At 45.5% G+C, this 22,367-nt stretch carries 21 protein-coding genes and 1 pseudogene; 9 read left to right on the forward strand and 13 right to left on the reverse strand.

Annotation, left to right across the window (positions count from 1 at the left end; all coding sequences use genetic code 11):
- Positions 1-7: 7 nt before the first annotated feature.
- The 3 genes from J2X75_RS14880 to J2X75_RS14890 form a co-directional block, all read right to left on the reverse strand.
- Complete coding sequence (locus J2X75_RS14880; protein WP_397383727.1) at positions 8-1,306, reverse strand: response regulator; 1,299 nt, start codon at positions 1,304-1,306, stop codon at positions 8-10.
- An 8-nt stretch (positions 1,307-1,314) separates the two neighbouring features.
- Complete coding sequence (locus tag J2X75_RS14885; protein WP_310337675.1) at positions 1,315-3,186, reverse strand: cache domain-containing sensor histidine kinase; 1,872 nt, start codon at positions 3,184-3,186, stop codon at positions 1,315-1,317.
- A 91-nt stretch (positions 3,187-3,277) separates the two neighbouring features.
- Positions 3,278-4,285: a substrate-binding domain-containing protein gene (locus J2X75_RS14890; protein ID WP_310337489.1), complete on the reverse strand. Its 1,008-nt coding sequence runs from the start codon at positions 4,283-4,285 to the stop codon at positions 3,278-3,280.
- A 207-nt stretch (positions 4,286-4,492) separates the two neighbouring features.
- Here J2X75_RS14890 and J2X75_RS14895 point away from each other — a divergent pair, with 207 nt between their 5' ends.
- Together J2X75_RS14895 and J2X75_RS14900 are read left to right on the forward strand one after the other, a co-directional pair.
- Positions 4,493-5,074, forward strand: a complete 582-nt coding sequence (locus J2X75_RS14895; protein WP_310337490.1) for a LysE family translocator — start codon at positions 4,493-4,495, stop codon at positions 5,072-5,074.
- Between the two features lie 19 nt (positions 5,075-5,093).
- On the forward strand, positions 5,094-5,870 hold the full coding sequence (locus J2X75_RS14900) for an AraC family transcriptional regulator (RefSeq protein ID WP_310337491.1): 777 nt from the start codon (positions 5,094-5,096) through the stop codon (positions 5,868-5,870).
- 172 nt (positions 5,871-6,042) lie between these two features.
- Here the strand turns inward: J2X75_RS14900 and J2X75_RS14905 are convergent, their stop codons facing one another.
- The gene (locus tag J2X75_RS14905) at positions 6,043-6,621 is read right to left on the reverse strand and encodes a hypothetical protein (protein WP_310337492.1); all 579 of its coding nucleotides are present in this window, start codon (positions 6,619-6,621) and stop codon (positions 6,043-6,045) included.
- 172 nt (positions 6,622-6,793) lie between these two features.
- Here J2X75_RS14905 and J2X75_RS14910 point away from each other — a divergent pair, with 172 nt between their 5' ends.
- The gene (locus tag J2X75_RS14910) at positions 6,794-7,459 is read left to right on the forward strand and encodes a phosphatase PAP2 family protein (protein WP_310337677.1); all 666 of its coding nucleotides are present in this window, start codon (positions 6,794-6,796) and stop codon (positions 7,457-7,459) included.
- Between the two features lie 165 nt (positions 7,460-7,624).
- On the opposite strand, the gene J2X75_RS14915 is transcribed toward J2X75_RS14910, so the two are convergent.
- Entirely contained in the window at positions 7,625-9,058 is a 1,434-nt protein-coding gene (locus tag J2X75_RS14915; RefSeq protein WP_036617092.1) for a glycoside hydrolase family 1 protein, read from the reverse strand.
- 88 nt (positions 9,059-9,146) lie between these two features.
- Between J2X75_RS14915 and J2X75_RS14920 the strand changes: the two genes are divergently transcribed.
- Both J2X75_RS14920 and J2X75_RS14925 read left to right on the forward strand, forming a co-directional pair.
- On the forward strand, positions 9,147-10,088 hold the full coding sequence (locus tag J2X75_RS14920; RefSeq protein WP_310337493.1) for a helix-turn-helix transcriptional regulator: 942 nt from the start codon (positions 9,147-9,149) through the stop codon (positions 10,086-10,088).
- Between the two features lie 73 nt (positions 10,089-10,161).
- Positions 10,162-10,977 carry a class I SAM-dependent methyltransferase gene (locus tag J2X75_RS14925; RefSeq protein WP_310337496.1) on the forward strand — a complete coding sequence of 272 codons (816 nt, stop codon included), beginning with the start codon at positions 10,162-10,164 and terminating at the stop codon, positions 10,975-10,977.
- A gap of 99 nt (positions 10,978-11,076) precedes the next feature.
- Here J2X75_RS14925 and J2X75_RS14930 read toward each other — a convergent pair whose 3' ends face one another.
- From J2X75_RS14930 to J2X75_RS14940, 3 genes are all read right to left on the reverse strand, one after another.
- Positions 11,077-11,871 (reverse strand): hypothetical protein, encoded by a 795-nt coding sequence (locus tag J2X75_RS14930; protein ID WP_310337679.1) that lies wholly within the window; start codon positions 11,869-11,871, stop codon positions 11,077-11,079.
- A gap of 122 nt (positions 11,872-11,993) precedes the next feature.
- Positions 11,994-12,410, reverse strand: a complete 417-nt coding sequence (locus J2X75_RS14935; protein ID WP_074096159.1) for a hypothetical protein — start codon at positions 12,408-12,410, stop codon at positions 11,994-11,996.
- Between the two features lie 297 nt (positions 12,411-12,707).
- Complete coding sequence (locus J2X75_RS14940; RefSeq protein ID WP_307542767.1) at positions 12,708-12,941, reverse strand: XRE family transcriptional regulator; 234 nt, start codon at positions 12,939-12,941, stop codon at positions 12,708-12,710.
- A gap of 179 nt (positions 12,942-13,120) precedes the next feature.
- Between J2X75_RS14940 and J2X75_RS30420 the strand changes: the two are divergent.
- Positions 13,121-13,213: pseudogene (locus J2X75_RS30420) on the forward strand (DUF3626 domain-containing protein); the annotation flags it as partial.
- A 67-nt stretch (positions 13,214-13,280) separates the two neighbouring features.
- On the opposite strand, the gene J2X75_RS14945 reads toward J2X75_RS30420, so the two are convergent.
- Positions 13,281-14,561: an XRE family transcriptional regulator gene (locus tag J2X75_RS14945; RefSeq protein ID WP_310337501.1), complete on the reverse strand. Its 1,281-nt coding sequence runs from the start codon at positions 14,559-14,561 to the stop codon at positions 13,281-13,283.
- A 203-nt stretch (positions 14,562-14,764) separates the two neighbouring features.
- On the opposite strand from J2X75_RS14945, the gene fabV reads away from it, so the two are divergent.
- A complete protein-coding gene (gene fabV / locus J2X75_RS14950) occupies positions 14,765-15,958 on the forward strand; it encodes an enoyl-ACP reductase FabV (RefSeq protein ID WP_310337503.1) in 1,194 nt (397 codons plus the stop codon).
- Between the two features lie 193 nt (positions 15,959-16,151).
- Here fabV and J2X75_RS14955 read toward each other — a convergent pair whose 3' ends face one another.
- The 3 genes from J2X75_RS14955 to J2X75_RS14965 form a co-directional block, all read right to left on the reverse strand.
- Positions 16,152-17,399, reverse strand: a complete 1,248-nt coding sequence (locus tag J2X75_RS14955; RefSeq protein WP_310337504.1) for a DNA glycosylase AlkZ-like family protein — start codon at positions 17,397-17,399, stop codon at positions 16,152-16,154.
- Positions 17,400-17,521: 122 nt separating this feature from the next.
- On the reverse strand, positions 17,522-17,749 hold the full coding sequence (locus J2X75_RS14960; protein WP_091020354.1) for a hypothetical protein: 228 nt from the start codon (positions 17,747-17,749) through the stop codon (positions 17,522-17,524).
- 271 nt (positions 17,750-18,020) lie between these two features.
- The gene (locus J2X75_RS14965; RefSeq protein ID WP_105601763.1) at positions 18,021-19,139 is read right to left on the reverse strand and encodes an NADH-dependent flavin oxidoreductase; all 1,119 of its coding nucleotides are present in this window, start codon (positions 19,137-19,139) and stop codon (positions 18,021-18,023) included.
- Between the two features lie 225 nt (positions 19,140-19,364).
- Between J2X75_RS14965 and J2X75_RS14970 the strand changes: the two genes are divergently transcribed.
- A complete protein-coding gene (locus J2X75_RS14970; RefSeq protein ID WP_310337508.1) occupies positions 19,365-19,799 on the forward strand; it encodes a MerR family transcriptional regulator in 435 nt (144 codons plus the stop codon).
- Positions 19,800-20,038: 239 nt separating this feature from the next.
- Here J2X75_RS14970 and J2X75_RS14975 read toward each other — a convergent pair whose 3' ends face one another.
- Positions 20,039-20,635, reverse strand: a complete 597-nt coding sequence (locus J2X75_RS14975) for a restriction endonuclease (RefSeq protein WP_036617077.1) — start codon at positions 20,633-20,635, stop codon at positions 20,039-20,041.
- A 261-nt stretch (positions 20,636-20,896) separates the two neighbouring features.
- Between J2X75_RS14975 and J2X75_RS14980 the strand changes: the two genes are divergently transcribed.
- The gene (locus J2X75_RS14980) at positions 20,897-22,165 is read left to right on the forward strand and encodes a hypothetical protein (protein ID WP_310337511.1); all 1,269 of its coding nucleotides are present in this window, start codon (positions 20,897-20,899) and stop codon (positions 22,163-22,165) included.
- The last annotated feature ends 202 nt before the right edge of the window (positions 22,166-22,367 follow it).

Genomic DNA, 22,367 nt, shown 5'->3' on the forward strand with positions numbered 1-22,367 from the left:
ACGATATTTAATTCGCAGAAGGATGATAAGCCGTTCCCCCGTTCTTTCGATACTGCACTGGCGAAATGCCCATTGTTTTCTTAAATGCAGTGCTGAAATAATGCTGGGTATCATAACCTACACGCTCAGCTATGGTGTGGATCGGCAGTGTTGTTGAGTCTAAAAGCTGTATAGCCTTGCGAATGCGAGCATGCGTGACAAGCGTGACAAAGGAATCATTCAACTCTTTCTTCAGCACACGGCTAAGATATACGGCAGATACTTGTAGACGGGAAGCGAGCGATTCCAGGGTCAGTTCCCGCTCGGCATATTCTTCGTGAATAAGTTGTCTTGCCCGGCGAACCAGAGGCGACAACTGCACTTCTCCGTATACCCGTTCACGGCAATGACGGTACGTATCCGGCGTTTCTTCCAGTGTCCCTGCATGTGTCGCCACATGAGCATGAATGGCAATATTCAGGCAAGAACTAATCTGTTGTTCCAGAAGGGACTCTATTTCTTCAGGGGCTTCCTGCCACAGACACATGCCGATCAACCCGCTTACGTCCCGAAACAGGACATGTGGCACGTCCCCCAGCAGTTCACTGATTATATTTTCCACTGCATACAGAAACAACTGACGATCATTCTCTCTCAGTATCGTCTGACGAGCTTCAGCGGCAGGCCAGCGTACGACCCCGATCTGCACAGGTGGGACGGCGGGTAACCGCAAAAACACAAGCTGCTCGGTCAGATCCCTCCCTTCAGCCTGCCCCTCCAGCCACTCCAGCATAAATCGCTGGCGAAGCAACGGAATATTACGTTCAATCTGATGAGCTGCCTGTTGTACATATGCCGTCCTCTGGTGCTCTTCAGTAAGTCGCTGATGTAATCGCTCAAGTGCAGCATGTAATTGTTCTGCTTGCACAGGTTTTAAGATGTAATCCTCTACGCCAAGACGAACCGCCTCCTGCGCATATGCAAATTCATCATGTCCCGAGATGATCAGGTAACGACAGCCCGGGCACTTCTGCTGAAGGGCACGGATTAGTTCGATTCCGTTCAGGAATGGCATATTCATATCAACGAGAACAATATCCACACCCAAATCAGCCGCCCGTTCCAGCGCTTCCTCGCCATCTTCCGCTTCACCAACAACCTCCATCCCGAGAGTTGTCCAGTCAATGGCATCCCGAATCCCCTCACGAATGATCGGTTCATCATCAGCGATAAGCACGCGGTATTTCTTCGCCACATGGCTATCCGGCGTAATCTCCATTACTGTAGTCAATGCCGATGTCTCATCTGTTTCAGTGGAAGTTGTCACGGTCGACTTCATGAATTTTCCCATTCACTCTCCTGCCTCTCTTCGTTACTGATTTGCTTGGTTGCCGAGAGCTCTCGCATCAACGGATGAATAATGGTCACATTAGTTCCTTCCCCTTCCTGGCTCTCCAGCACAATACCGTACTCATCGCCAAAGGACAGCCGGAGACGGGCCTGCACATTCAACATTCCATAACTTTTGCCTGTCATCCCAGGCGAAGACGCTTCCAAACTTGCCAAAGGAGCTTCGAGCAGCTGCTGCATCTCGGCAAGCCGTTCGTTGGACATGCCTGCTCCATTATCCTGAACGGTCAGCAGCAGTCTGTTATGTTCCAATCTGGCCTCCACCCGAATGTGTCCCGGCCCACGCCTGCCCTTGATTCCATGATAGATTGCATTCTCTATCAGGGGCTGAAGTAGCAGCTTTAACACAAAAAGATCCCGCAGTTCCTCTGGAATATTCAATGTATACTGAAGACGATCGCGGTATCGTGTCTGCTGAATTTGCATATAGCTGGTCATATGCTCAATCTCGGAATGCAGCGGAATGTAATCCTGTCCTTTACTAAGCCCTATACGAAATAATCGAGATAACGCACCAACCATGCCGGATACATCTTCTGCACCCTCTTTGCGTGCCATCCAATGAATTGTATCCAAGGTATTGTACAAAAAGTGTGGTTTGATATGCTCCTGCAAACTTCGCATTTCAGCGTCGCGTTTCTGCCGCTCCCGCAATTCATTTAGTGATATCAGTTGTCGAATCTGCGCGAGCATTCGGTTATAACTGTTACCAAGCATGCCAATCTCATCAGCCCGATCGCTCCAGCGTCCTGGTCTGAGATTGCCGGTCTCCGCCCTGCGCATGTAGGACATGAGCCGGAAAATGGGCTGAGCAATGGAACGGGAGAACCATGAAGAGGCGCTCAGGCCAAACAAACACACCACAAATACAAAGCTAACCACGTAAAACTGGATTTGGCGTACTTCGGATATCGAGTCTTTCGTGGGAAATACCCCTACCGTTCTCCAACCCGTAAAGGTAGACGACTGATACATGAATAATAACGTTCCACCTTCTGTATCGGCGGTAAATGTTCCACTCTCACCGGAGGGGAACCAGTCTGTGGGAATGTGTTCTATTAGCGGGTGCTCCGGCTTGTATACACTTTGACCTTCTGCATCCGTCACCATCACATAACCGGATTTCCCCAAGGTTACATTACGGGCAGCCTGAGAGACGGACCTTAGTTTAAGATCAATCATAATAACACCCCGCACACGTCCTGACGCTTCATCCGTTATGGAACGTGCAACCGATACAATCTCATCATCCTTGTACCGTACATGTGTCGTGAGATTACGCTCTTTCGGCTGACCCAACACCATGAAGATGCCCGGATTGGCCGAAGCTTTTTGATACCAATTTTCCTGAATCAGGCTCTGTTCCGCTCGGGGATACATCTCGTTGCTAATATAGTCACCACTTGCATTGACGAGAACAATCCCGGCGATTTCAGGATACAATGTTGTGAATCCCTGCAAGGTTTGTTTGATGCCATATAACCGATTTTGCTCCGTTTCGGTAATTGTGTCCATGGTCATCGGTTCGATGCCTGCATCATCATCATTCAACGGCATTTTGTCGTTCATAAAAGCATCAATATTCGGGTCAAATGCAATCAGATAGGTCATATTCTGCAAATTCTCCATTTTGCTGTTCAGAGCTTCATTCACTTTGCCAATCAGTTGCATGGTATGCCCTTCAACCTGTCGCTCAACTACCCGCTCCACCGTCCAGTTCACAAGCAACCCAAGCCCTACGGAAGGTACAATGGCAAATAGCAGAAAAAGCAGCATCAGCTGGTACCGAAGGGGCATATTACGCAAGCGTAAACGCCGAATCCCATTCTTAAAAGTGGAGAGAATTGCTCTCCTGCTCCAAGGCCTTGGACTCTTGAAGTCCTCCTTGTTATTTGGCATAGTAATCATCCACATCCGAGCGTGTCACCACAGAGATCCCTGTGTCCACCATCACGGGAAGCGGTGCATTTTCACCGGATGAGGATGGGGCAGGAACCGTTAACTGGTGATGCAGATGGAACAAATATTGGAGTGACCAATATCCCATATTCCAGGTTCCCTGTGCAATTGTAGCTGAGATCGTACCGTTCTTGATCATATCCAATGTGGCCTTATTTGTATCAAACGAAATAATCTGCAATGGATGTCTGTCCCCGGCAGTTTGAACGGCTTCCCCCGCCCCTGCTCCTCCGGTGGCTTCAGTCACAAAAATACCCGCCAGCTCGGGATGTTCCTTCATCATTCTCTGTGTTTCGTCTCTGGATACCATCGCATCACCGTGTCCGTCTGCAACTTCAACGATCTGCATGGAAGGGTATCTCTCCTTGATCGTATCGCGGAAGCCCTTCGTCCGCTCTTCATGATTTTGTTGCCCAGGCAAGGTTAATACCGCGACCTCTCCCTCACGACCCAGCAGTTCAGCCATTTTATCGGCAGCCATTACACCTGACTTGTAATTATCTGTCCCAAGAAAAGAATAGGCCTGGCTATCAGGTGCATCCGCGTCAAATAATACAACAGGGATATCTGCGTTGATTGCCTTGTTAATCGCTGGAACTAACGATTGAGGATCGATTGCAGATATAGCAATGCCTGCGGGCTTACGAGCGATAGCCTGCTCGATTACCATGGTCTGCTCCTTCGCATCATACCGGGTAGCCCCGCGATATTCTACGGTCACGCCAAGCGCATCCGCGGCATCCTCGAAGCCTTTGAGCGGGCTCTTCCAATACTCCAGCCCGGACTGGAATGTAATCATGATATACGTCTCTCCGATATCGCCGCGCAGCCCACGGTCCTCCCATGAACTGTTTACCTGGCTGGTGTATTCGAATCTCAACACATACAACGCAAATGCTGAGATTAGCAAAATGTAAACAAGCAGCATTTTTTTCATTCCGTTCACTTCCTCAAGTTGTCTGATCACCTTGTACTTCGTTTAAATTGTAAACGCAATCATTCAAAAAGAAAACTCCCCCTTATCTTTTTAAAAGGAAACTTCTGTTGCTAACGGTGTACCTGCTGCAATAATGTACTATATGGTTTCTCCCTCTGGACGTATGATCATGGAACTAAACTACAACCAGAGGAGAGCATCATCATTATGAATCTTGCATCTTTTTTAATCTACTGCATCGTCGTTACATTCACCCCTGGCCCCAGCAATATCGTAATTCTTTCTTCTACACAGATCGTTGGCGCACGAAAAACAATGCGCTATGTCTGGGGAGCTACGTTGGCATTTGGTCTGCTGCTTACCGTTTCAGCTTTTCTTAATCAGCTTCTTGCAGGAGTGTTACCCGGAATTCTGAAGGTGATGCAGATTGTCGGCGGCCTTTACATGGTGTATCTGGCGTACCAGATCTACAAGACGGGTACCACCGAGGATGCACCGAAACAAGTTATCGGATTTTGGAACGGTTTCATCATGCAATTTGTGAACCCAAAGGTGGTCTTGTTTACTTTCACTGTCATTCCAAGTTATGTATTGCCCTTTTATCAAAGTTCATTCTCATCGTTTCTGTTCGTGCTGATAATTACCTTCATTGGTTTTCTGGCCTATTCCAGTTGGGTTGTTTTTGGTACGGTTTTTAAAACGTTGCTAAATCGGCACCAAAAATTACTGAGTATTCTCATGGCACTTTTTTTGTTATACTCAGCCATTATAGTATCCGGATTAATCTAAAGCTTGGGAGGTGTGCTGCATGGAACGGTTTAACTATAAAAAGTCGCAAGACGTGCTGGCACTATCCGCCAGCTTTACTGATTTTGCATACAAAAAACATTGCCATGAAGAGTATGCGGTCGGCGTAACCCTGCGTGGCATTCAACAATACAACCTGGACGGACAATATCAGGCGTCTCACCAAAATGGTGTCATGTTGTTTAACCGTGAACAGTCCCACGATGGAAGTTCCTATGATAAGGCTGGGATTGACTATGTCATGCTGTATTTGAAGCCTGAATTGGTAGAGGAGATTATAGGCAAAAAGGAATTGCGTTTTGGAAGTCCCATCGTCTATGATCCCGAGCTTGCACGTAAGATCCTGATGCTGAACGATGCCGTTCAACTCAGACAGGACGAAGCCGAGTGCAGCGAACGGGTCTTCGATCTCGTTCACCTTCTGGCTCAGAAGGAAATGGACACCAAGCTCTGGTTGCCTCAGGACAACCTGGTCCGCAAAGCCAAGGAAATCATGTTTTGCAGCACCGAAGATGTGCTCAAGCTGGACAACCTGAGTTCCGAATTTGGCATGTCCAAGTTTCAATTTATCCGTGAATTCAAGTCACAAGCGGGTATCTCTCCCTACCAGTTTTTCTTGAACTGCAAAGTAGAGCGTGCCCGTCAGTCCATCGAAATGCAGAAGGACGTCTATGCTGCTGTTGCAGATTGCGGATTTGTTGATCTGACCCATCTGAATCGTCATTTCAAACGGGTATTTGGTGTCACGGCTTATGAATACATGTTGCAGCTGAACTAGTTTCATAAGATCGATAATCTCGACTCCAATTGGATACAGTTTTGACGTCACTCCTGAAAATCCCCGTATAGAACGTCAAAGTTTTCTTAACGCTCTGTACGGGGATTGGCTTCTTTTTCGTCATACAAAACTTATGTTATACAATCCAACTTTCAATTTACATTAGACCTGATCAGATTCTTTTCTTTCGTTTCCATATCCACACGACTGCCAATGCTGCCAATAAAATGATTGCACCGTATAAGATAAGATAGAAAGGCCCATTTCGCCCACCACCATCATTGGTTTCTCCAAAATCTTCTTTACTTATAACATTGCCCGCACCCAGCAATTTCAAATCGTCTCCGGCTTGTTCAATTGGAACATTGCGACTGCACAGATTCGTATGCAGTCTGTTGTCTCGTTCATCCAGACTGGCAAAGATCAGGTAGGACCGATTCTTCTCAAATTCAACTCCGCAGGAGTCAGACCCTCCGTCACTCCCTATGATCTTCATCTTTTTGGCATGAACTCCCTTCCATGCCGTATCTACATCAAAGGTATACTCTCTTAATAAGCCATCATGTTTCGATTGCTGAGACTCGCCTTTTTTCACCACTTCTCCTGTAAATACCGTGGCATAGCTCTTCAATCTCTCTTGAACACCACTCTCCACACAACTGCAAGCATACACTTTCTCTCCGGGAAATAGAGCTAATTCAGATGTAACCAACAGTAAGATCAACATAAACATCACCAAACGTCGTTTCATTCCGACCGCCCCCCTCCTACATTCTCTGCTTGAATAAGCGTTGTTAAGGTTACATATTTTTATTACTGCTATATTTATTGTAAAATTATAGCACAATATAAATATCGTTATGTCCAACATACGCAAGAAGACAACATACGAAATTAACGATCACGGAGGATCTCAACATTTGATGCACAACTGGAAAAAGAACATCTCATTCCCGCTGCTCTTTGCAGCGTTATGCATGATCGCTTTTATAAGCATCGCCCTATCCATCAGCGATAACCAGATTCATCGATTTGATGATACGCTGATCGGCTGGATTCAGGGGTTGGAATCCCCCAGCATGACGCAATTCATGCAGTTTTTCACCTGGATCGGCAGTGAAATGCCTGTAGTTTTCATTACAATCATTTCCATGATTGTGTTATACGTTTGGCTGCGACACAAACGCGAACTACTCTTCCTCGCTTGTGTGCTCGCCGGTTCAACCCTGTTAAATGCATTGCTCAAGCTGGTATTCCAGCGTGCCAGACCTACCATTAACCGGATTATCGAAGTGAGCGGCTATAGCTTTCCCAGTGGGCATTCTATGGCAGCATTTAGCCTGTACGGTGGACTGGCCTTTCTAATCTGGAAACATGTACCCACCGTCACAGGACGTGTTCTGATGATTGTTGCCAGCGCCGTATTTATACTGACCATTGGTATAAGTCGTATCTACTTGGGGGTGCATTATCCAAGTGATATCGTAGGCGGATACTTCTTGAGTGGTTGCTGGCTCTCCACATGCATATGGTTTTATCGGCGGCATTTGGAGCGCATGTCCCAACTGCAAAGCAGAAGACTGGCCTAGGCGGCCCGCTATTGAACTACACAAGAAAATACCCGGCTTTCCTTAACTGAAGGATAACCGGGTATTTTTTATATTCATATATAGTAGTCCTGAATTCGTTCAGGACCACATGGACCGCTTGTCCCATTTAAGGGAACAGGCGGATCTGGTTTTTTTCACACCAATTTATAACTCTTCACCATTGGATTCGATGACTTTTTTGTACCAGTGGAAGCTCTTCTTCGGTGTTCTGCTCAAGTCTCCGTTACCATCATTGTCCTTGTTGACATGAATGAAGCCATAACGCTTCTTCATCTCTCCAGTGGACGCACTAACCAGGTCAATGCATCCCCACATCGTGTAGGCAATCAGATCCACACCATCCGCTACCGCTTCTTTCATCTGTTCAATGTGACCTTTCAGATAATCAATGCGATAGTCATCCTGAATGGAGCCATCTTCCTCAACCACATCGACAGCACCCAGGCCATTCTCAACGACCATCAGTGGAATCTGGTAACGATCATACAGATGATTCAGCGTATATCGCAATCCTTTTGGATCGATCTGCCAACCCCAGTCGGAAGCTTCGAGATATGGATTTTTGATACCGCCCAGCAGATTACCTTCTGCTCTCTCAAGGGACTCGTCCGCACTTTCAACCAAAGACATATAATAACTGAAGGAATAGAAGTCTACGCAGCCTTCACGCAAGGTCTGCTCGTCTCCCGGTTGCATCTCGATCTGGATACCTTCTTCAGCGAAGAAACGTTTGGCGAATCCAGGATATGCTCCACGAACCTGTACATCACCGCAGATCATATTGGAGATTTGGTCTTTCTTCTGTGCAAGCAACATGTCGTCCGGGTTACATGTGTTTGGATAGGTGGTCATGAAAGCGACCATACAGCCGATCTGGAAATCAGGGTTAATCTCATGTCCCAGCTTCACCGCTTTGGCACTCGCAACGAATTGGTGATGTAATGCCTGGAAACGAGTCTGTGGATCATCCACTCCGTCGACCAGTGTCTCTTTACCTTCAAACAGAATACCTGCAGCCATATAAGCACCCATCGGCATCGTCAGACAGTTGATTTCGTTGAACGTCAGCCAGTATTTGACCTGATCCTTGTATCGATTAAAGAGGGTTGTACAATAACGGATATAACAGTCGATGACTTCACGGGAAGCCCAGCCATTATACTTCTGTGTCAGACCGAATGGTGTTTCATAATGGGAGATCGTTACGAGCGGCTCAATATTGTACTTTTTCAACTCGGCAAAAACATTATCGTAGAACTGCAATCCCTCTTCGTTTGGCTCCAGATCGTAACCATTCGGATAGATTCGGGACCAGTTGATGGACATGCGGAACATTTTGAAGCCCATCTCTGCCATCATGGCAATATCTTCTTTGTAATGTCCGTAAAAATCAACCGCCTCATGGCTCGGATAATACGTGCCCTCTTCCAGTACAGGCGTAATCCGGCGTGGAATCGTGTGGGTTCCTCCTGTCATCATGTCAGACGTGCTTGGCCCCTTGCCACCTTGGTTCCATCCACCTTCGAATTGATTGGCAGCCGTTGCGCCACCCCAGTAAAATCCTTCTTTCATTGTCATGACCAGTTCCTCCTTCATATCTCAACAAGACTATGTAACCAGTGTACCACCCATACCCTGACACCTATTGTCATGGTATAATCAGAGCATGGAAAATAACCGATTATTTCGAATGTTGCTTTTGTTATTGGAGAAAAAGAAAGCCACTGCACCAGAACTCGCCCGTATGTTCGAGATTTCTGTACGTACGGTGTACCGCGATATCGATCGGCTAAGCGCTGCGGGCATCCCCGTCTATACCACGACCGGAAAGCATGGCGGTATTCATCTGATGGACAACTATGTCATGGACAAGTCCCTGCTGTCGGAAGAAGACCAGAATGAAATTTTGATGGGACTATACAGCATCAGTGCGATCCCACACCTTAATAGTGCTCATATGCTGCAACGGCTGACCGCTCTGTTTGATCACAAGCTGGATTGGATCGAATTCAATTTCTCACCATGGGGCAGCATCCCTCTGCAGGAGAGAGAACTGTTCAATCAGGTGAAACAAGCCATATTAACGAATCAACTGATTACGTTTCATTATGTTAATTCGGATGGAGAGAAGAGCATTCCAACGGTGGAGCCACAGAAACTTATATTCAAAAACAGTACATGGTACTTCAAAGGATATATCCATGATGACCCTGACCGGAGAGAATTCGAGACATTTAAGATGAAACGGATCACCCAGTTGACTTTTCTGGCGAGAAAACACGATCACTCTGTTACTGCCGGATCAAACGACCCTGAATCAGAAGTAGCTCCTGTCCTGACTCCTCTGACACTCTCGTTCTCCAGCAATATTGCATACCGAGTGTATGATTTTTTCGAACCTTCCCTCATTAAAAAAGAGCCTGATGGCAGGCTCCGTGTGTCTCTCGAATTAAATGTAGGGGAATGGCTCTACTCCTTCCTGCTGTCGTTTGGTTCCGAGCTGACCGTAATCGAGCCTGTTCATGTTGGACAGGAATTGCTCAGACGTCATATCCAAGCCGTTGAACATTTGCAGAACGTCATGAACAAACTTCCCAACAATGAATGATATAATATAGGCCTATACAACTTTTGATCACAGCTGACTCTCCGTCATCCACCTGACCGAAGGAGGTTTATCCATGCAAGACATTAGACGCAACAATGTGGAACGTTTCAAAGGTTTTGGTACGTTATACGATCAGAACCGACCAGCTGCTCCCACTGAAGTGGTGGATATTCTAACGACATATCTTGGCAGCACACCGCGCATGGTCGCAGATGTTGGCTGTGGCACCGGTTTATCTTCGTGGATCTGGCTTAATGAGGCAGAACGTATCATCGGCTTCGAACCCAGCGATGACATGAGGTCTGTAGCAGAATCCAAGTGGGAATCTGCCGGGAAGCCGGATAACTTGCGGTTTGTGTCCGGCTTGTCTCACGACCTCGGACTACCAGATGGCAGTGTGGATGTGCTGACCTGCTCGCAATCGTTTCACTGGATGGAGCCGCAACCCACACTACGCGAGTTTGCACGTGTACTTCGTACAGGCGGCATATTTGCAGCCTACGATTGCGACTGGCCGCCAATGTTAGACTGGCAGTTAGAACAAGCCTATCTGCAGCTGAATAAGGAAGCAGATCAACGAGCAGCCAGTCTGGCTCCCCAGGATAGTCACGCACACAAATGGAGCAAGGATGGGCATTTGCAGCAGATTCAGCAGTCCGGGCTGTTCCGATATGTCCGAGAAATCGTGTTTCATCACCACGAGACATTTACTGCTGATCGATACGTCAATCTCGCCCTGAGCCAAGGCGGCCTGCAAACGGCGTTGAAGCTCGGAGCGGATGATCTATTAACAGCTGCTGACGAGTTCAGAGCACTGGCTAATCGTGTATTTGACGGAGAATCCAGAAAAGTACTCTTTTCTTATCGCATGCGCCTTGGTATTGTTTGAAAACAGTCCGTTGCTTGCATCTCTCCTACCTACCAAATACAATAAGGAGGTCGTACACGTCATAACCATGACCTGCACGACCTTCTTTTGTCTATATCCTCAGGAAGAGAATAAGTCACTTAATTGTCGCTCCTGTACATTCAATGCCAACACCAATTTTGTCGGGTCTTGTCTTGAATAAATGACGTTAATGATATGGCCTTGCTGCACCTGTGGCAGCGCAGATGACAAAATTTCTTTTTGCGTTGTCACATTGAAGGTTTCACCGTTCGTTTTCGTTATGCTGAGTTTGAGCTGAAGCTTGATCTTATTACTGCCTCCACTCCCAAGTGGAGTGACATCAAGGATCTTGGCCATCGCTTTTTCGCCTGTTCTTGCAATATCCATCATCTCAGGGGATACCCCTTGTTGTACCATCTTTTCATCCAACAATTGCTGCATATCCTCCTGTGATAACTGTCCTTTCATATCAAGCCCTACTTTGCGTTCATCCTTCACAGAGACCACTAACGGAATGAAGCTGCCCGGCTGAAACTGTGCCATGGATGTCAGGGGAATAACGGTTTTCATGTCCGTATCGTATTTCTCGCGCCCCTTACGCGACACCGTTAGACCCAATCGAACCTCCGGCTGTTCGTTTATATACGTGCCAGTCTGTTGTATGCTCTTAATGACACCCACTGCCGGTAAACCTGTCTTGACTCGACCTACGCCAAAAATATTACTCAAAATCGCAGGAACAAAGATCAACCCGAACCCCGCAAAGATCGCCGGTTTATACCACCAGGCTTGCATGATGATAAACGGATCATCCCACATCTTCTGTGCCAGAAATGGGGAGAACCCCACTCCAAACACAGTTAATACGCCAATGAATCTCAGGAAACCTACCATATGGCCCACCCTCTCTTAATCCTTCTCTTCATATCTCTATCCAAACCTCTAACGATATGTCAGTAATCAGTTGTTATACGTATTGTATAAATGGAGTACACTGTCCTCCAAGCAAAAACCTTCTAGATGGAAACCAGTCCCATATAGATCAGTTCGGACGGATTCGCTGGATTCTGACCTAATCCCACTCGATCGCCTACTCGTGGAATCTGCATTTTGGATACCAGTGTCTCCAATGTACGCTGATACTGGTTGCCATTCGTTTCTGTCACATCCAATACAAGCACGACAATCGGATCAAAGTTGATCAGTTTCCCCGTATCAGTGATCGTAACCACCGTTGCTGTTGCCGTTAACGGAAGCGAACCACTTGCCGCCAACTGTGCCTGCTTTGCCGAATCCAGACTTTGGTTGATGGCCTCCCGATGTTCCTTGGATACGAAACCTTTCATCATCATGCCAGTGAGTCCTTTATTCATCATTTTATCCGCTTTAGCAATTGCATCTTCCTGTTTGTTCTTTTTACCGAACCATCCCATAGTAAACACCTCATTGTTTTTATTTATGATTATAGTTAAATTATATACACCGTGACTTGTCCTTGAATACCCTTCTGGCGGCATACAAAAAAAACGAAAAATCCGGCAATTGAATTACGGGATGATCGTTTCTTTGGTAAGGATTCAAGCCAATTTCGCAAAAAAAGATCTCTTTATCCGATCTTCATTTCACGATTGACTGCTATATTTTGTGCCTAAACGTGTTCTGTTAGATATGACTTAGTCACTCATCTACCATCGGATCAAACAAAAAAGGAGCAACCTACACTCATTCCATCACACTCTCTTTACTTCATTATCGTTCGGTATTAATTCATACAGGGTACGAACATCACAACCGATAGAATCGGCGATCGATATGGCAATTTTGAGTGGCATCACTCTTTTGTTTTCAATAAAGTCGTAAACTCGTTCCGGTTTAAAAAGTAAGTCTTTTGCCAACCATTCCGCTGACTTTCCGGATTCCATCAATCGTTCATTCAGTAAGCAACGTCCTAGTTCAAATTTCAAGAAGTGATCCTCCCGCATATGATGATATTTAACTTTAAGCGTGGTCCATTGCAAGCATGAATATACTTCATAAAGCGAGCCGTAACGATGAACCGCCAAGAAAAGGTGCAGAAGTGGCCGATCATAATGATCAGCTTCTTCCTAGTTTTTATCGGGCTAACGTTTCCCGTTATGCAAGTATTGCGCTACACTTCCACCCAGATCGATTAGATCCGACCATGAAAAGTATTGCTGAAGCACTACTTGAGCAGAGAATAAAGTCAGCCACGTTTTGGATCATATTTCCTTGCTTGTTGCCGCCCCATCATTTAAGGGCACCCATCCAGGCCGATCCTCACTCTATTTTTTGCGTAACAAATATACCAGCTTCCGATAATACATGGCTGCTTCCTTGTATTTGCGCTGATCCTCGGATACTACGGCCATCCCCTCATATAACGGTTCAAGTCGCATGACATGCTGTGCGGATTCAAAATAAGGCAGACACGCAAGCGCCTGCTCCATGAAAACTTCGCGTTCTCCATGCGCAAGAGCCAGATGGCTCTGGTAGAAGGTTGCGCTCATCTGCTGGTCCTGTGTTATTGCACATTTCAAGAGTTGATCTACACTCTGCGCGAGCACGCCCCAGTTCTTCCGTGCCAGAGCTACTTCGCATCGATATACACCGATGAGCGGCTGCATCGCGAGCTGAGTTTCTTCCGTTTCCTGCTGCAATAACGATTCAAATCGTTCAATCTCTGCCTGTGCCTGATCCAGTTCACCTGTCATCGTCAGCATGACAATCCGATTGTTGGCAATCGCCGTCACCAGATCTCCCTGATTGCCCGCATACACGAGGTTTGCCTCCGCCATTGTCAATGCAGAGAGTGCCTCCTGAACCAGCCCCATCGCAAAACAATAGCCACTATATGCCACATATAACCCAGACAACCGATGGAACATCCGCTGATCATAGACATGACGCATTGTAAGCTCGAATACCTGTTTTGCCTCTTCATACTGTTTGACCTGAATGTAGGCTTCCATCTTGATATTTTGCACAGACAACCAGAATTCACTGCCAGGAAGCGCCAGCTCACTGAGCCTGGTTGCATGAGTTAATACATCCACAAAAGCCATTTTGGAGCGATAATATTGTATTTTATAGAATAAAAGTGCCTTGACTAACGGACGTGGCAGATCAATATCGTCTGGACGACCGTATTTCTCCAGGTAAAAATTGAGGTAGGACGTATGTATATACTCATGAGCCGTTGCATCGTTTAATTGTTGATAATAGACCGCCTTCATCAAGGCCGTTGTCAACTCTACGGTCAACGTGTCATCCCGATCTGCCAGAGCATGCACCGTATCTTCGGATATCGCTGACGCTGGAACAGACATTTGTTCGAAGATGGCCTCTGCCCGTTCGAGTGTTTCCTCGTCCTGTGCCGCAGCTTTTAGAATATAGGAAGGGGATACCCCAAGACGCCCGGCGATGGCTTCTGCCAAGTCCTCAGGTAGCGGATAACGATCCGCCAGGATATTGGCAAAGTGGGCCTGCGTGACCAGACCTTCCACAAGGTCTTTACGGGAGATTTGTTTTCTTTTGCTTAGCAGTTCAATGCGTTCCTTCAGCATGGTATCCCTATCCTTTCTATCCTAACAAGCGAGTACATTCTATTCACATCATCGCAAAATTAGAGATATAACGCCACCCTTCCGGCGAAATCAAACGAAACGGTTTCCGTTTCCGAGGTAATTGTTTTACAATAAGAAAGTATGTGTAAGAGCATTTTATCGAAATGCTGAAACATGAGCTGAATATGAAAGGATGCAAATAAATGATTATTAAACCAAGAACACGTGGTTTTATTTGTACCACTTCCCATCCTGTAGGTTGCGCTGCGCAAGTGCAGGAACAAATTGATTATGTGAAATCCCAGCCTGAGCTGAAAGGACCGCGTAATGTACTCGTGATCGGTGCTTCCACCGGATACGGTCTGGCGTCACGCGTCGTTTCTGCTTTTGGAGCGGGAGCGAATACAGTCGGCATTTACCGTCCGAGCAGTTCTACAGAAAAACGTACGGCGTCAGCAGGTTGGTACAACTCCGCTGCATTCGAAAAAGCCGCTGAGGAAGCAGGCCTGAAATCGTACAGCATTACAGGTGATGCATTCGCAAACGAAACACGAGACAAAGCCGTTGAACTGATTCGCAGTGAACTCGGTCAAGTGGATCTGGTCGTATACAGCGTAGCCTCCGCACGCCGTACCGATCCGAACACAGGTGAAGTATTCAACTCTGTGCTGAAGCCTATCGGACAATCCTACACGAACAAAACGGTAAACTTCCACACAGGCGAAATCAGCTCTGTTACTCTTGAGCCGGCAACCGAAGAGGAAATTCGTCAGACGGTAACCGTTATGGGTGGAGACGATTGGGAACTATGGATGGATGCCCTGCAACAAGGCGGCGTGCTTGCTGACGATGCAACAACAATCGCTTTTTCCTACATCGGTCCTGAACTTACGCATGCCATTTATCGTGATGGTTCCATCGGTCAAGCCAAGAATCATCTGGAAGCGACTGCACATAAGCTGAATGATCGTCTGAGTGCCAAAGGTGGACGTGCGTACGTAACTGTAGCCAAAGCGCTGGTGACTCAATCCAGTTCGGCAATTCCAGTGGTGCCATTGTATATCTCAGCATTGTACAAAGTCATGAAAGAAAAAGGCTTGCACGAAGGCTGCATCGAGCAATTGCAACGTTTGTTCGCTGATCGCCTGTATGCGGGGGGAGAAGTTCCAACCGATGCTGAAGGTCGCATTCGCATTGACGATTGGGAGATGAGAGCTGACGTTCAGGAAGAAGTGGCGAAGCTCTGGAATGAGTTGACCACAGAAAACATCTACGATCTGTCCGATCTGGAAGGTTACCGTCGCGAATTCTTCCAGCTGTTTGGTTTTGAAACCGATGGTGTGGATTATGAAGCAGATGTTGATCCAAACGTTGAAGTGCCTCATCTGGTGAACTAAAGAAGTTTTTGCGTGGACGTGAGCTTAGGTTTTCGTTTTCGTTAACACTTCTGATGTAATTCTAGAGATGTGATTTAAAAATCAAATGAAGAAGGAGGGCCCTCTGGCTCCTCCTTTTTTGTCCCTTTTAGATCCTTTCCCCCTCAACAATTCCAATTTTCCGTATCCATACATTCTTTCGTATATCCCCTAATCAAATCGATTTAAGCAGCTTTTTCAGCTCTTTTGGTACCGTCTTCTCGATAGTAATGGAACGTGCTCCATGCATGGACGCAAAGAATTGAAGTCCCTCCCGAAAATCCGCCATCCATTCCTCCACAGGTGGAACAGTCTCTTCCATAGATAACAAACGAACGGTAAGTACTCCAGTTTTGCGATCAAGTCGTGGGTCCATACGCCCAATCAACCGATCACCGTGAAGAATAGGCATGGCATAATAACCGTAGGTTCTTTTCACCTCTGGGGTATAAATCTCCCATTTATAATGAAAATCGAATAAATCAACAATACGTTCTCTTCTCCATAACAGATTGTCCAGCGGCGGCAAGAAACGGACCGGGCCTGACGGATCATAGTGCGGCTCTTCCCTTTCCATGTGCAGCAGCAATTCCTCATCTTCAGCACGAATATAATAAGGCGTGGCCACGTCCTCCACCTTAAGCGGGATCATTAGCCCATCTGACACACGGGCAGCAATATCGGCGCGTCGTTCAGCCGCTGTAGATTTCAGCCAACCGAGACGGGGATCACGGGCATCTACGACACGATACGCATAAATGTATTTATCCAGCAGAGCCTGTCTCTGGGCCAACACATCCATGTCTTCTTTCATCGGAAGTCCCTGTTGCTGCAATCCGGATTCGGTGATATGGAAATAACGTTCATTCCCCTGCCTCGCCACCACACGAATTACAGCGGAGTCTAACAGTAAATTCAGAGCAAGTGTCGTATCCTTGGTCTTCGGCACATCTGCACTGTCCCAATAACCACTAACCCGCTCAACAGCACGAAAGGCTCTTGAAGGTAAAGGTCCTTCTTCCTTCAAACGCTGTAACACATGCTGCACTGTTTTCTCTAAACCTTGCAAGGACGGAGCCAGACGCTCCCTTAATCGAGCACGCACAGGTTCAAAGAGAGCATAGTCTTCCATTGGAATGACACAGGCAGCATTTGCAAAATATTCAAACACCTTGTGATCACTCAGCAACGTATTTAAGCTGTCAGCAGTATAACCAGGGTCACGGGCTCCCAGCACCAAATGCTGGTTTCCAGTTACAGCAGCCACAGGATCAATCTGCACGCAACCAAGGGAGCGAATCAAACTCAAAACTTGGCTGGGTCCCGAAGGTAAGGAAACGGCGGGCCAACGTCCCAGTAAAGCTTGCGTTTGAAGCAAAAAACGCCGAACGATTTTTTTATTCATGTGCAGCGCTGTTGTCATATGTATAGGTTCTTCCCTTCATTTGTATATACAAGGATTAATAGTCCAATTCATAACGATACATTGATTTTAACAGTCCACATCATTACTTTCCAACCAAAGAAAGAATTCTATCGTCTTACTTATCCAGCAATCCGTACCTTATAGACAAAATAAAAAGAAGCACTACCATCCTGGATGATCTGCTTCTTGTGTTTGACCTTTTGCAATTTTTCCTGCTTCGTAGGCATGAGCCGTACATGCTGGGATAACGCACCATAATCTCCGTTAACTCTTCGGCTCTGTTCCGAGCACCATTGACCTGACCGCTCTGCTTTACGTAATGCTTTTTGTGTTTGTGTACGTGCCATAATGGATCACACTCTCCTTTGGTTGATATACACTCAATATATCATGTGCAGCTATGCAAGTGAAGGTGAAGCTTTTTTGTTGAAGAGGATAAGTAAACCATGTCATCCAAATTATAATTATTTAAGCTATGGCAAAGGGAAACTGCAACGTAAATTGCCCATTTTCCTCAAGAAGAGTGAATAAAACCTGTTGCAATATAATTAATACAAAAGTTCTTGAAATCAAAAAAGGCCGCTATTAATAGCGGCCTTTTTTGATCTTTCATCTTCTTTATTGTTCAACTTTAAACCATGGACCTGCATTTTGTATGACACCCCATAGTTTCGCTGGCAACACAAGATCTCTAACGTTAGATGATTTAATCACGTTTTGGATTTCCGCCTCCCTTCCTTGTTGAACTTTTTCAACCCACTCTGGATCGGAGATTAATACACGTCCAATTACCGCTAAAGAGAGTCCTTTCTCCATGCTTTCAGAGACATCCTCTGGGCTTTCCAAGGAACCCGCTGCAATTACAAAAATCCGATTGTTGGCATGTTCAACAATCAGCTCAAGATACGTTTTTTTGTTATCTTGGTTATATTTTGGTTTTGATGTAAGGGCTTGTACCAAGGAACCATGAACATAATCAACATTTTCTTCAATCAGTTTATCAATCAGTGCGTAAGTATCTTTCATTCTAAGGGCATCTTGTTGATGTTCCTCTGGGGAAATGCGGTAACCTAAAATAAATGGTTTTGTCGAATATCTCTCAATAGCTTTTTTCACCTCTCGAATAACAGCTATTGGAAAACTCAGACGTTTTTCCAGTGATCCCCCCCATTGGTCTTGACGTTTGTTGAAGAATGGAGATAAAAAGCTTTGAAGTAAAAAACCGTGGGCTCCATGGAGTTCAACACCGTCAAAACCAGCTTCAATTGCACGTCTTGTAGCTTCACCGAACGCATGTATAATTTCCAGAATTTCTTCATGCTTGAGTTCTCTAGGGGATACTGCTTCAGTCAGAGCAACACCGCTCGGACTTACCACGTCACCATTAGGAACTAATTCAGCAATCGCTTTATCTCCAGCATGGAACAATTGAAGAATTGCTGGAGCTCCTCCACTCTTAGCAGCATCTGCCAATTTTTTTAGACTAGGGATAAATGAATCATTATATGCGGCGAATTCATGTGTAAATCCAATCCCATTGGGTAGGACATGAGTACAGCCCGTGATAACTAAACCTACACCATTCACTCTTTTTTTATAATATGCAACTTCCTCATCGGAAATCGTGTAATCATCATTACTTGACCATGTCGTCATCGGAGACATAACCACTCTATTCTTTAAGGTAATCCCTTTATTGAATATAAAGGGTTCAAACAAGTTATTAAATTTACTCATTGTACGTTCTCCTTTGTATTTTGATTTCTAAGTACTTATTTATGGAACAGATGAAGGTAACCCTATCTCATCCAGCCCAACCACAAGTTCTACTCAAGAATATCAGGTTAACCTAAGGGGAAGTAAAGCAGGGATTTGATACGTAATTTAAAAGGATTTACTTTTAATAATTTTCTATTTTGATAAAATAACAGTTACAGTAACTGTAACTATGGAGGCGATCAGATGTTTTTTTCAATGAAATATGTGGTGGAGAATTATAATATAACTGCAAAGACACTTCGATTTTATGAAGAGCAAGGGATATTACCGAATATTTCACGCGACGAAAAAGGGAATAGAGTTTATACCGAACAACAAATCGATTGGATTTCTTTTATTCTTTGTCTCAAAGAAACAGGGATGCCACTTTCTAAAATTAAAGACTACAAGGAATCTTATGAGATGGGGAACTCCACCTATTTAGAAAGAGAGGAAATGTTAAAGAAACATAAAATTGAATTACAAAAGAAAATCGAAGAAAGTTTGAAACATATGGAAGAAATAAATTATAAATTAGCTATGTATGAACTTCAAAAAGATGAGGTTAGGAAAAATCCTAACCACAATTTTAAATGTCACGGTCTTGAGGTGAACATTGTCGATACCAGGGGTGGGTGAATCAAATATTCGGAATGCTACAACCAACAGATGAACAAACGGAGCTCTAAATATCTATCCAGAAAAATAACCAGTCGCCTATATTTACCTAGCGATTGGTTATAATTGTTTTAAAATCTGCATCTGTCGCATCATCCATTTTTTTGAGGGAGCCTCCACGGTTTAAAACGTTAATCCTGACTACATTACTACTTTCGATATTTAAAAATCTACATTAAAGCACAGTAGCACAATGCAACCTAGCGGGATTGCCGCTTTCGCCGGGACTGCCACGTCTCGATTGGTTCGTGATCATCTTCTTCGATCAGTTCCAATGCTTCTTCCACTCTTCTGGCTTTGAATAACAGGATTAATTCCATCAGGTCTTCCCGGTCTAGCAGTTTCACTCCATTAACCGCTGCAAGCGTCCGACAGGCTTCGGTGTAACGAGCGGACGTTAATACAATTGACCGGTCGGCTTCATAATAACGCATGGATGTATATATCTCCTGCACTGCACTCAATCCTACGGGATGGTTCGCACCATATCGCTTTGCTTGTATCACACTTCGTCTGCCGAGTCTATCAACAAACACCAGATCTGCCCCAAAATCCCGGCTGCTCGTTGTCTTATGCACCTCATCGTACCCGAGCTCTTCGAATAAATGATAGAGATATAATTCAAATTCCGAACCATCCTCCATCTTGTCGATGTCCTTTATTGTGATCTTACGAGGATTGGCTTCACTTCGGATCCGCTGCCCGCGCCCGATAACTCGCCGAATAATCCAGGCCAGCAGCAACAATATGATGATACATCCAATGACCCATAGGGTCACATTTTCACTCCAGTTCATAGCTATTCTCCTTGTTTCATTTCCTATGTTCTATCCAACGTCTTACGCTGATATGGCTTGTCACCGCACTAAATATATCAGACTTCCACCTTCATCGAAAGAAAATGAATTCCCTGTAACCGTTAGACTTCCCCAAACATGGTTATTTCGATAAACCAATGATAAAAGGTTACAGTTCGTTCGGTTGAATTCAGCTTGACTTTAATGGTAAAATTCAACAATCGGTTCTATTTGAACCGAAGAAGAAAGGTGGTTTATCACTTGCATACATTGACCAAACACAAGTCCAAAACATGGGCTGCCCTCATTCTCAGCGGCATGCTCCTCTTCACCATGAATACAACAGGTTACGCCGCTGCTTCAACCGAATCCATGCCCAAACCGGCGTGGACGTCATCTTCCCTGATGTTATCTGAGGCTAATACAGAGAAAGATGTCCTGATCAAGGGAATCCATGCCGTGCCATCCAAAAATCTTGTATATGTACATGCCTCCCAGCCCGTGACCAAAACAAGCAGCAAAACAACACTCGACTGGCAACTGGACTCTCTCCAAGCATTCGATGTTACAACTGGACAATTGAAGTGGAATACGATATTCCATGAGAAAAGTGGTCCTTATACCACTTACTCCGATTCGGTATATGCCAGCAACGGTACAGCTTATGTGTATATGGAATATTCGGACAAAACCAAAAAATTGTACTCATTCAATACATCCGGTAAAACCAACTGGATCAAAACGGTGAATTCACCTGCAAGCATATCCCTATTGGATAACGATACGCTGATGGTTGCTTCAAGTCAGGGCGTACAATCGAATGGTTCGGTTCGCTCCGCCATCTCGTTATATGACAAAAAGGGCACGCTGATTACCGAAAAGACCATCAACGGCAACGTGCTTAAGGCTGATCATGGTCGAATTGTAGTGGATGCCAGTAAACAAACCAAGGTAGGCAACTTCTGGCAGCAAGCTGCGAATCCCAAAGTGGAGATCTATGATCGTACGTTGAATCGTCTGTCCTTTTACCAATTCCCAGCCAATGCGAATACATTAGGGGATGGAGGCGGTGAATCACTGGCCATTCTCGACGATGGATCCATCATTATGCGTGCCAATTTTGAGAAAACCGGTAACAGACTGATGGGCTTTGGCATCGATGGCAAGCTTGCTTGGGGACGTGCCATTGCTGGTGATGCCTACATTCAGACAGCTGGCAACGGTTATACAGTCTTTACAGGGCAGAAGCTGGAACTGTACACGATGAAAGGCAAAGTGACTGAGCGTACGTTCAAGGACGCACAGCCTGCATTGATGCATGTCGACCAGACACAGGATGGTCAGTATCAGCTTGATTTTGCCAAAACAGGATACATTCTTGATCCACTGACGCTGGAAGACGTGCATATCTACACTACCAGTGCCTCGGTTCCTTCATTAGAAGGTGTTTCAACCTATGTGGATGATGTCATCTATTCCATGAACGATGAGACATTGTCCAAGTATGTATTAAAGGCTGCTGCAAAATAATGAACAGAGCGCTTCTGTATGACCGTCTAAACGGTTGACAGGGCGCTCTTTTATTTCAAATTCGCCTGGCTCCCCTTACTTGTCATTTCTTCTCATCCTGTTATACTAGTAACGTTCTCTTGCTTCACCCTAATCTTGATAGGCAAAAGGAGCTTAACCTTCCTATGATTATTCAGTTCATTCGATATAGATAACTTGGGGC

Origin of the sequence: Paenibacillus sp. 2003 (assembly GCF_031455635.1) — a bacterium.
GTDB lineage: Bacteria > Bacillota > Bacilli > Paenibacillales > Paenibacillaceae > Paenibacillus > Paenibacillus amylolyticus_B.

Bases quoted from the DNA above. Each gene is read 5' to 3' on its own strand.
- fabV (WP_310337503.1), top strand. From the start codon at position 14,765: ATGATTATTAAACCAAGAACACGTGGTTTTATTTGTACCACTTCCCAT.
- J2X75_RS14945 (WP_310337501.1), bottom strand. From the start codon at position 14,561: ATGCTGAAGGAACGCATTGAACTGCTAAGCAAAAGAAAACAAATCTCC.
- J2X75_RS14910 (WP_310337677.1), top strand. From the start codon at position 6,794: ATGCACAACTGGAAAAAGAACATCTCATTCCCGCTGCTCTTTGCAGCG.
- J2X75_RS14900 (WP_310337491.1), top strand. From the start codon at position 5,094: ATGGAACGGTTTAACTATAAAAAGTCGCAAGACGTGCTGGCACTATCC.
- J2X75_RS14965 (WP_105601763.1), bottom strand. From the start codon at position 19,139: ATGAGTAAATTTAATAACTTGTTTGAACCCTTTATATTCAATAAAGGG.
- J2X75_RS14925 (WP_310337496.1), top strand. From the start codon at position 10,162: ATGCAAGACATTAGACGCAACAATGTGGAACGTTTCAAAGGTTTTGGT.
- J2X75_RS14975 (WP_036617077.1), bottom strand. From the start codon at position 20,635: ATGAACTGGAGTGAAAATGTGACCCTATGGGTCATTGGATGTATCATC.
- J2X75_RS14930 (WP_310337679.1), bottom strand. From the start codon at position 11,871: ATGGTAGGTTTCCTGAGATTCATTGGCGTATTAACTGTGTTTGGAGTG.
- J2X75_RS14960 (WP_091020354.1), bottom strand. From the start codon at position 17,749: ATGGCACGTACACAAACACAAAAAGCATTACGTAAAGCAGAGCGGTCA.
- J2X75_RS14890 (WP_310337489.1), bottom strand. From the start codon at position 4,285: ATGAAAAAAATGCTGCTTGTTTACATTTTGCTAATCTCAGCATTTGCG.
- J2X75_RS14920 (WP_310337493.1), top strand. From the start codon at position 9,147: ATGGAAAATAACCGATTATTTCGAATGTTGCTTTTGTTATTGGAGAAA.
- J2X75_RS14885 (WP_310337675.1), bottom strand. From the start codon at position 3,186: ATGCCCCTTCGGTACCAGCTGATGCTGCTTTTTCTGCTATTTGCCATT.
- J2X75_RS14970 (WP_310337508.1), top strand. From the start codon at position 19,365: ATGTTTTTTTCAATGAAATATGTGGTGGAGAATTATAATATAACTGCA.
- J2X75_RS14915 (WP_036617092.1), bottom strand. From the start codon at position 9,058: ATGACAATGAAAGAAGGATTTTACTGGGGTGGCGCAACGGCTGCCAAT.
- J2X75_RS14905 (WP_310337492.1), bottom strand. From the start codon at position 6,621: ATGAAACGACGTTTGGTGATGTTTATGTTGATCTTACTGTTGGTTACA.
- J2X75_RS14935 (WP_074096159.1), bottom strand. From the start codon at position 12,410: ATGGGATGGTTCGGTAAAAAGAACAAACAGGAAGATGCAATTGCTAAA.
- J2X75_RS14895 (WP_310337490.1), top strand. From the start codon at position 4,493: ATGAATCTTGCATCTTTTTTAATCTACTGCATCGTCGTTACATTCACC.
- J2X75_RS14955 (WP_310337504.1), bottom strand. From the start codon at position 17,399: ATGACAACAGCGCTGCACATGAATAAAAAAATCGTTCGGCGTTTTTTG.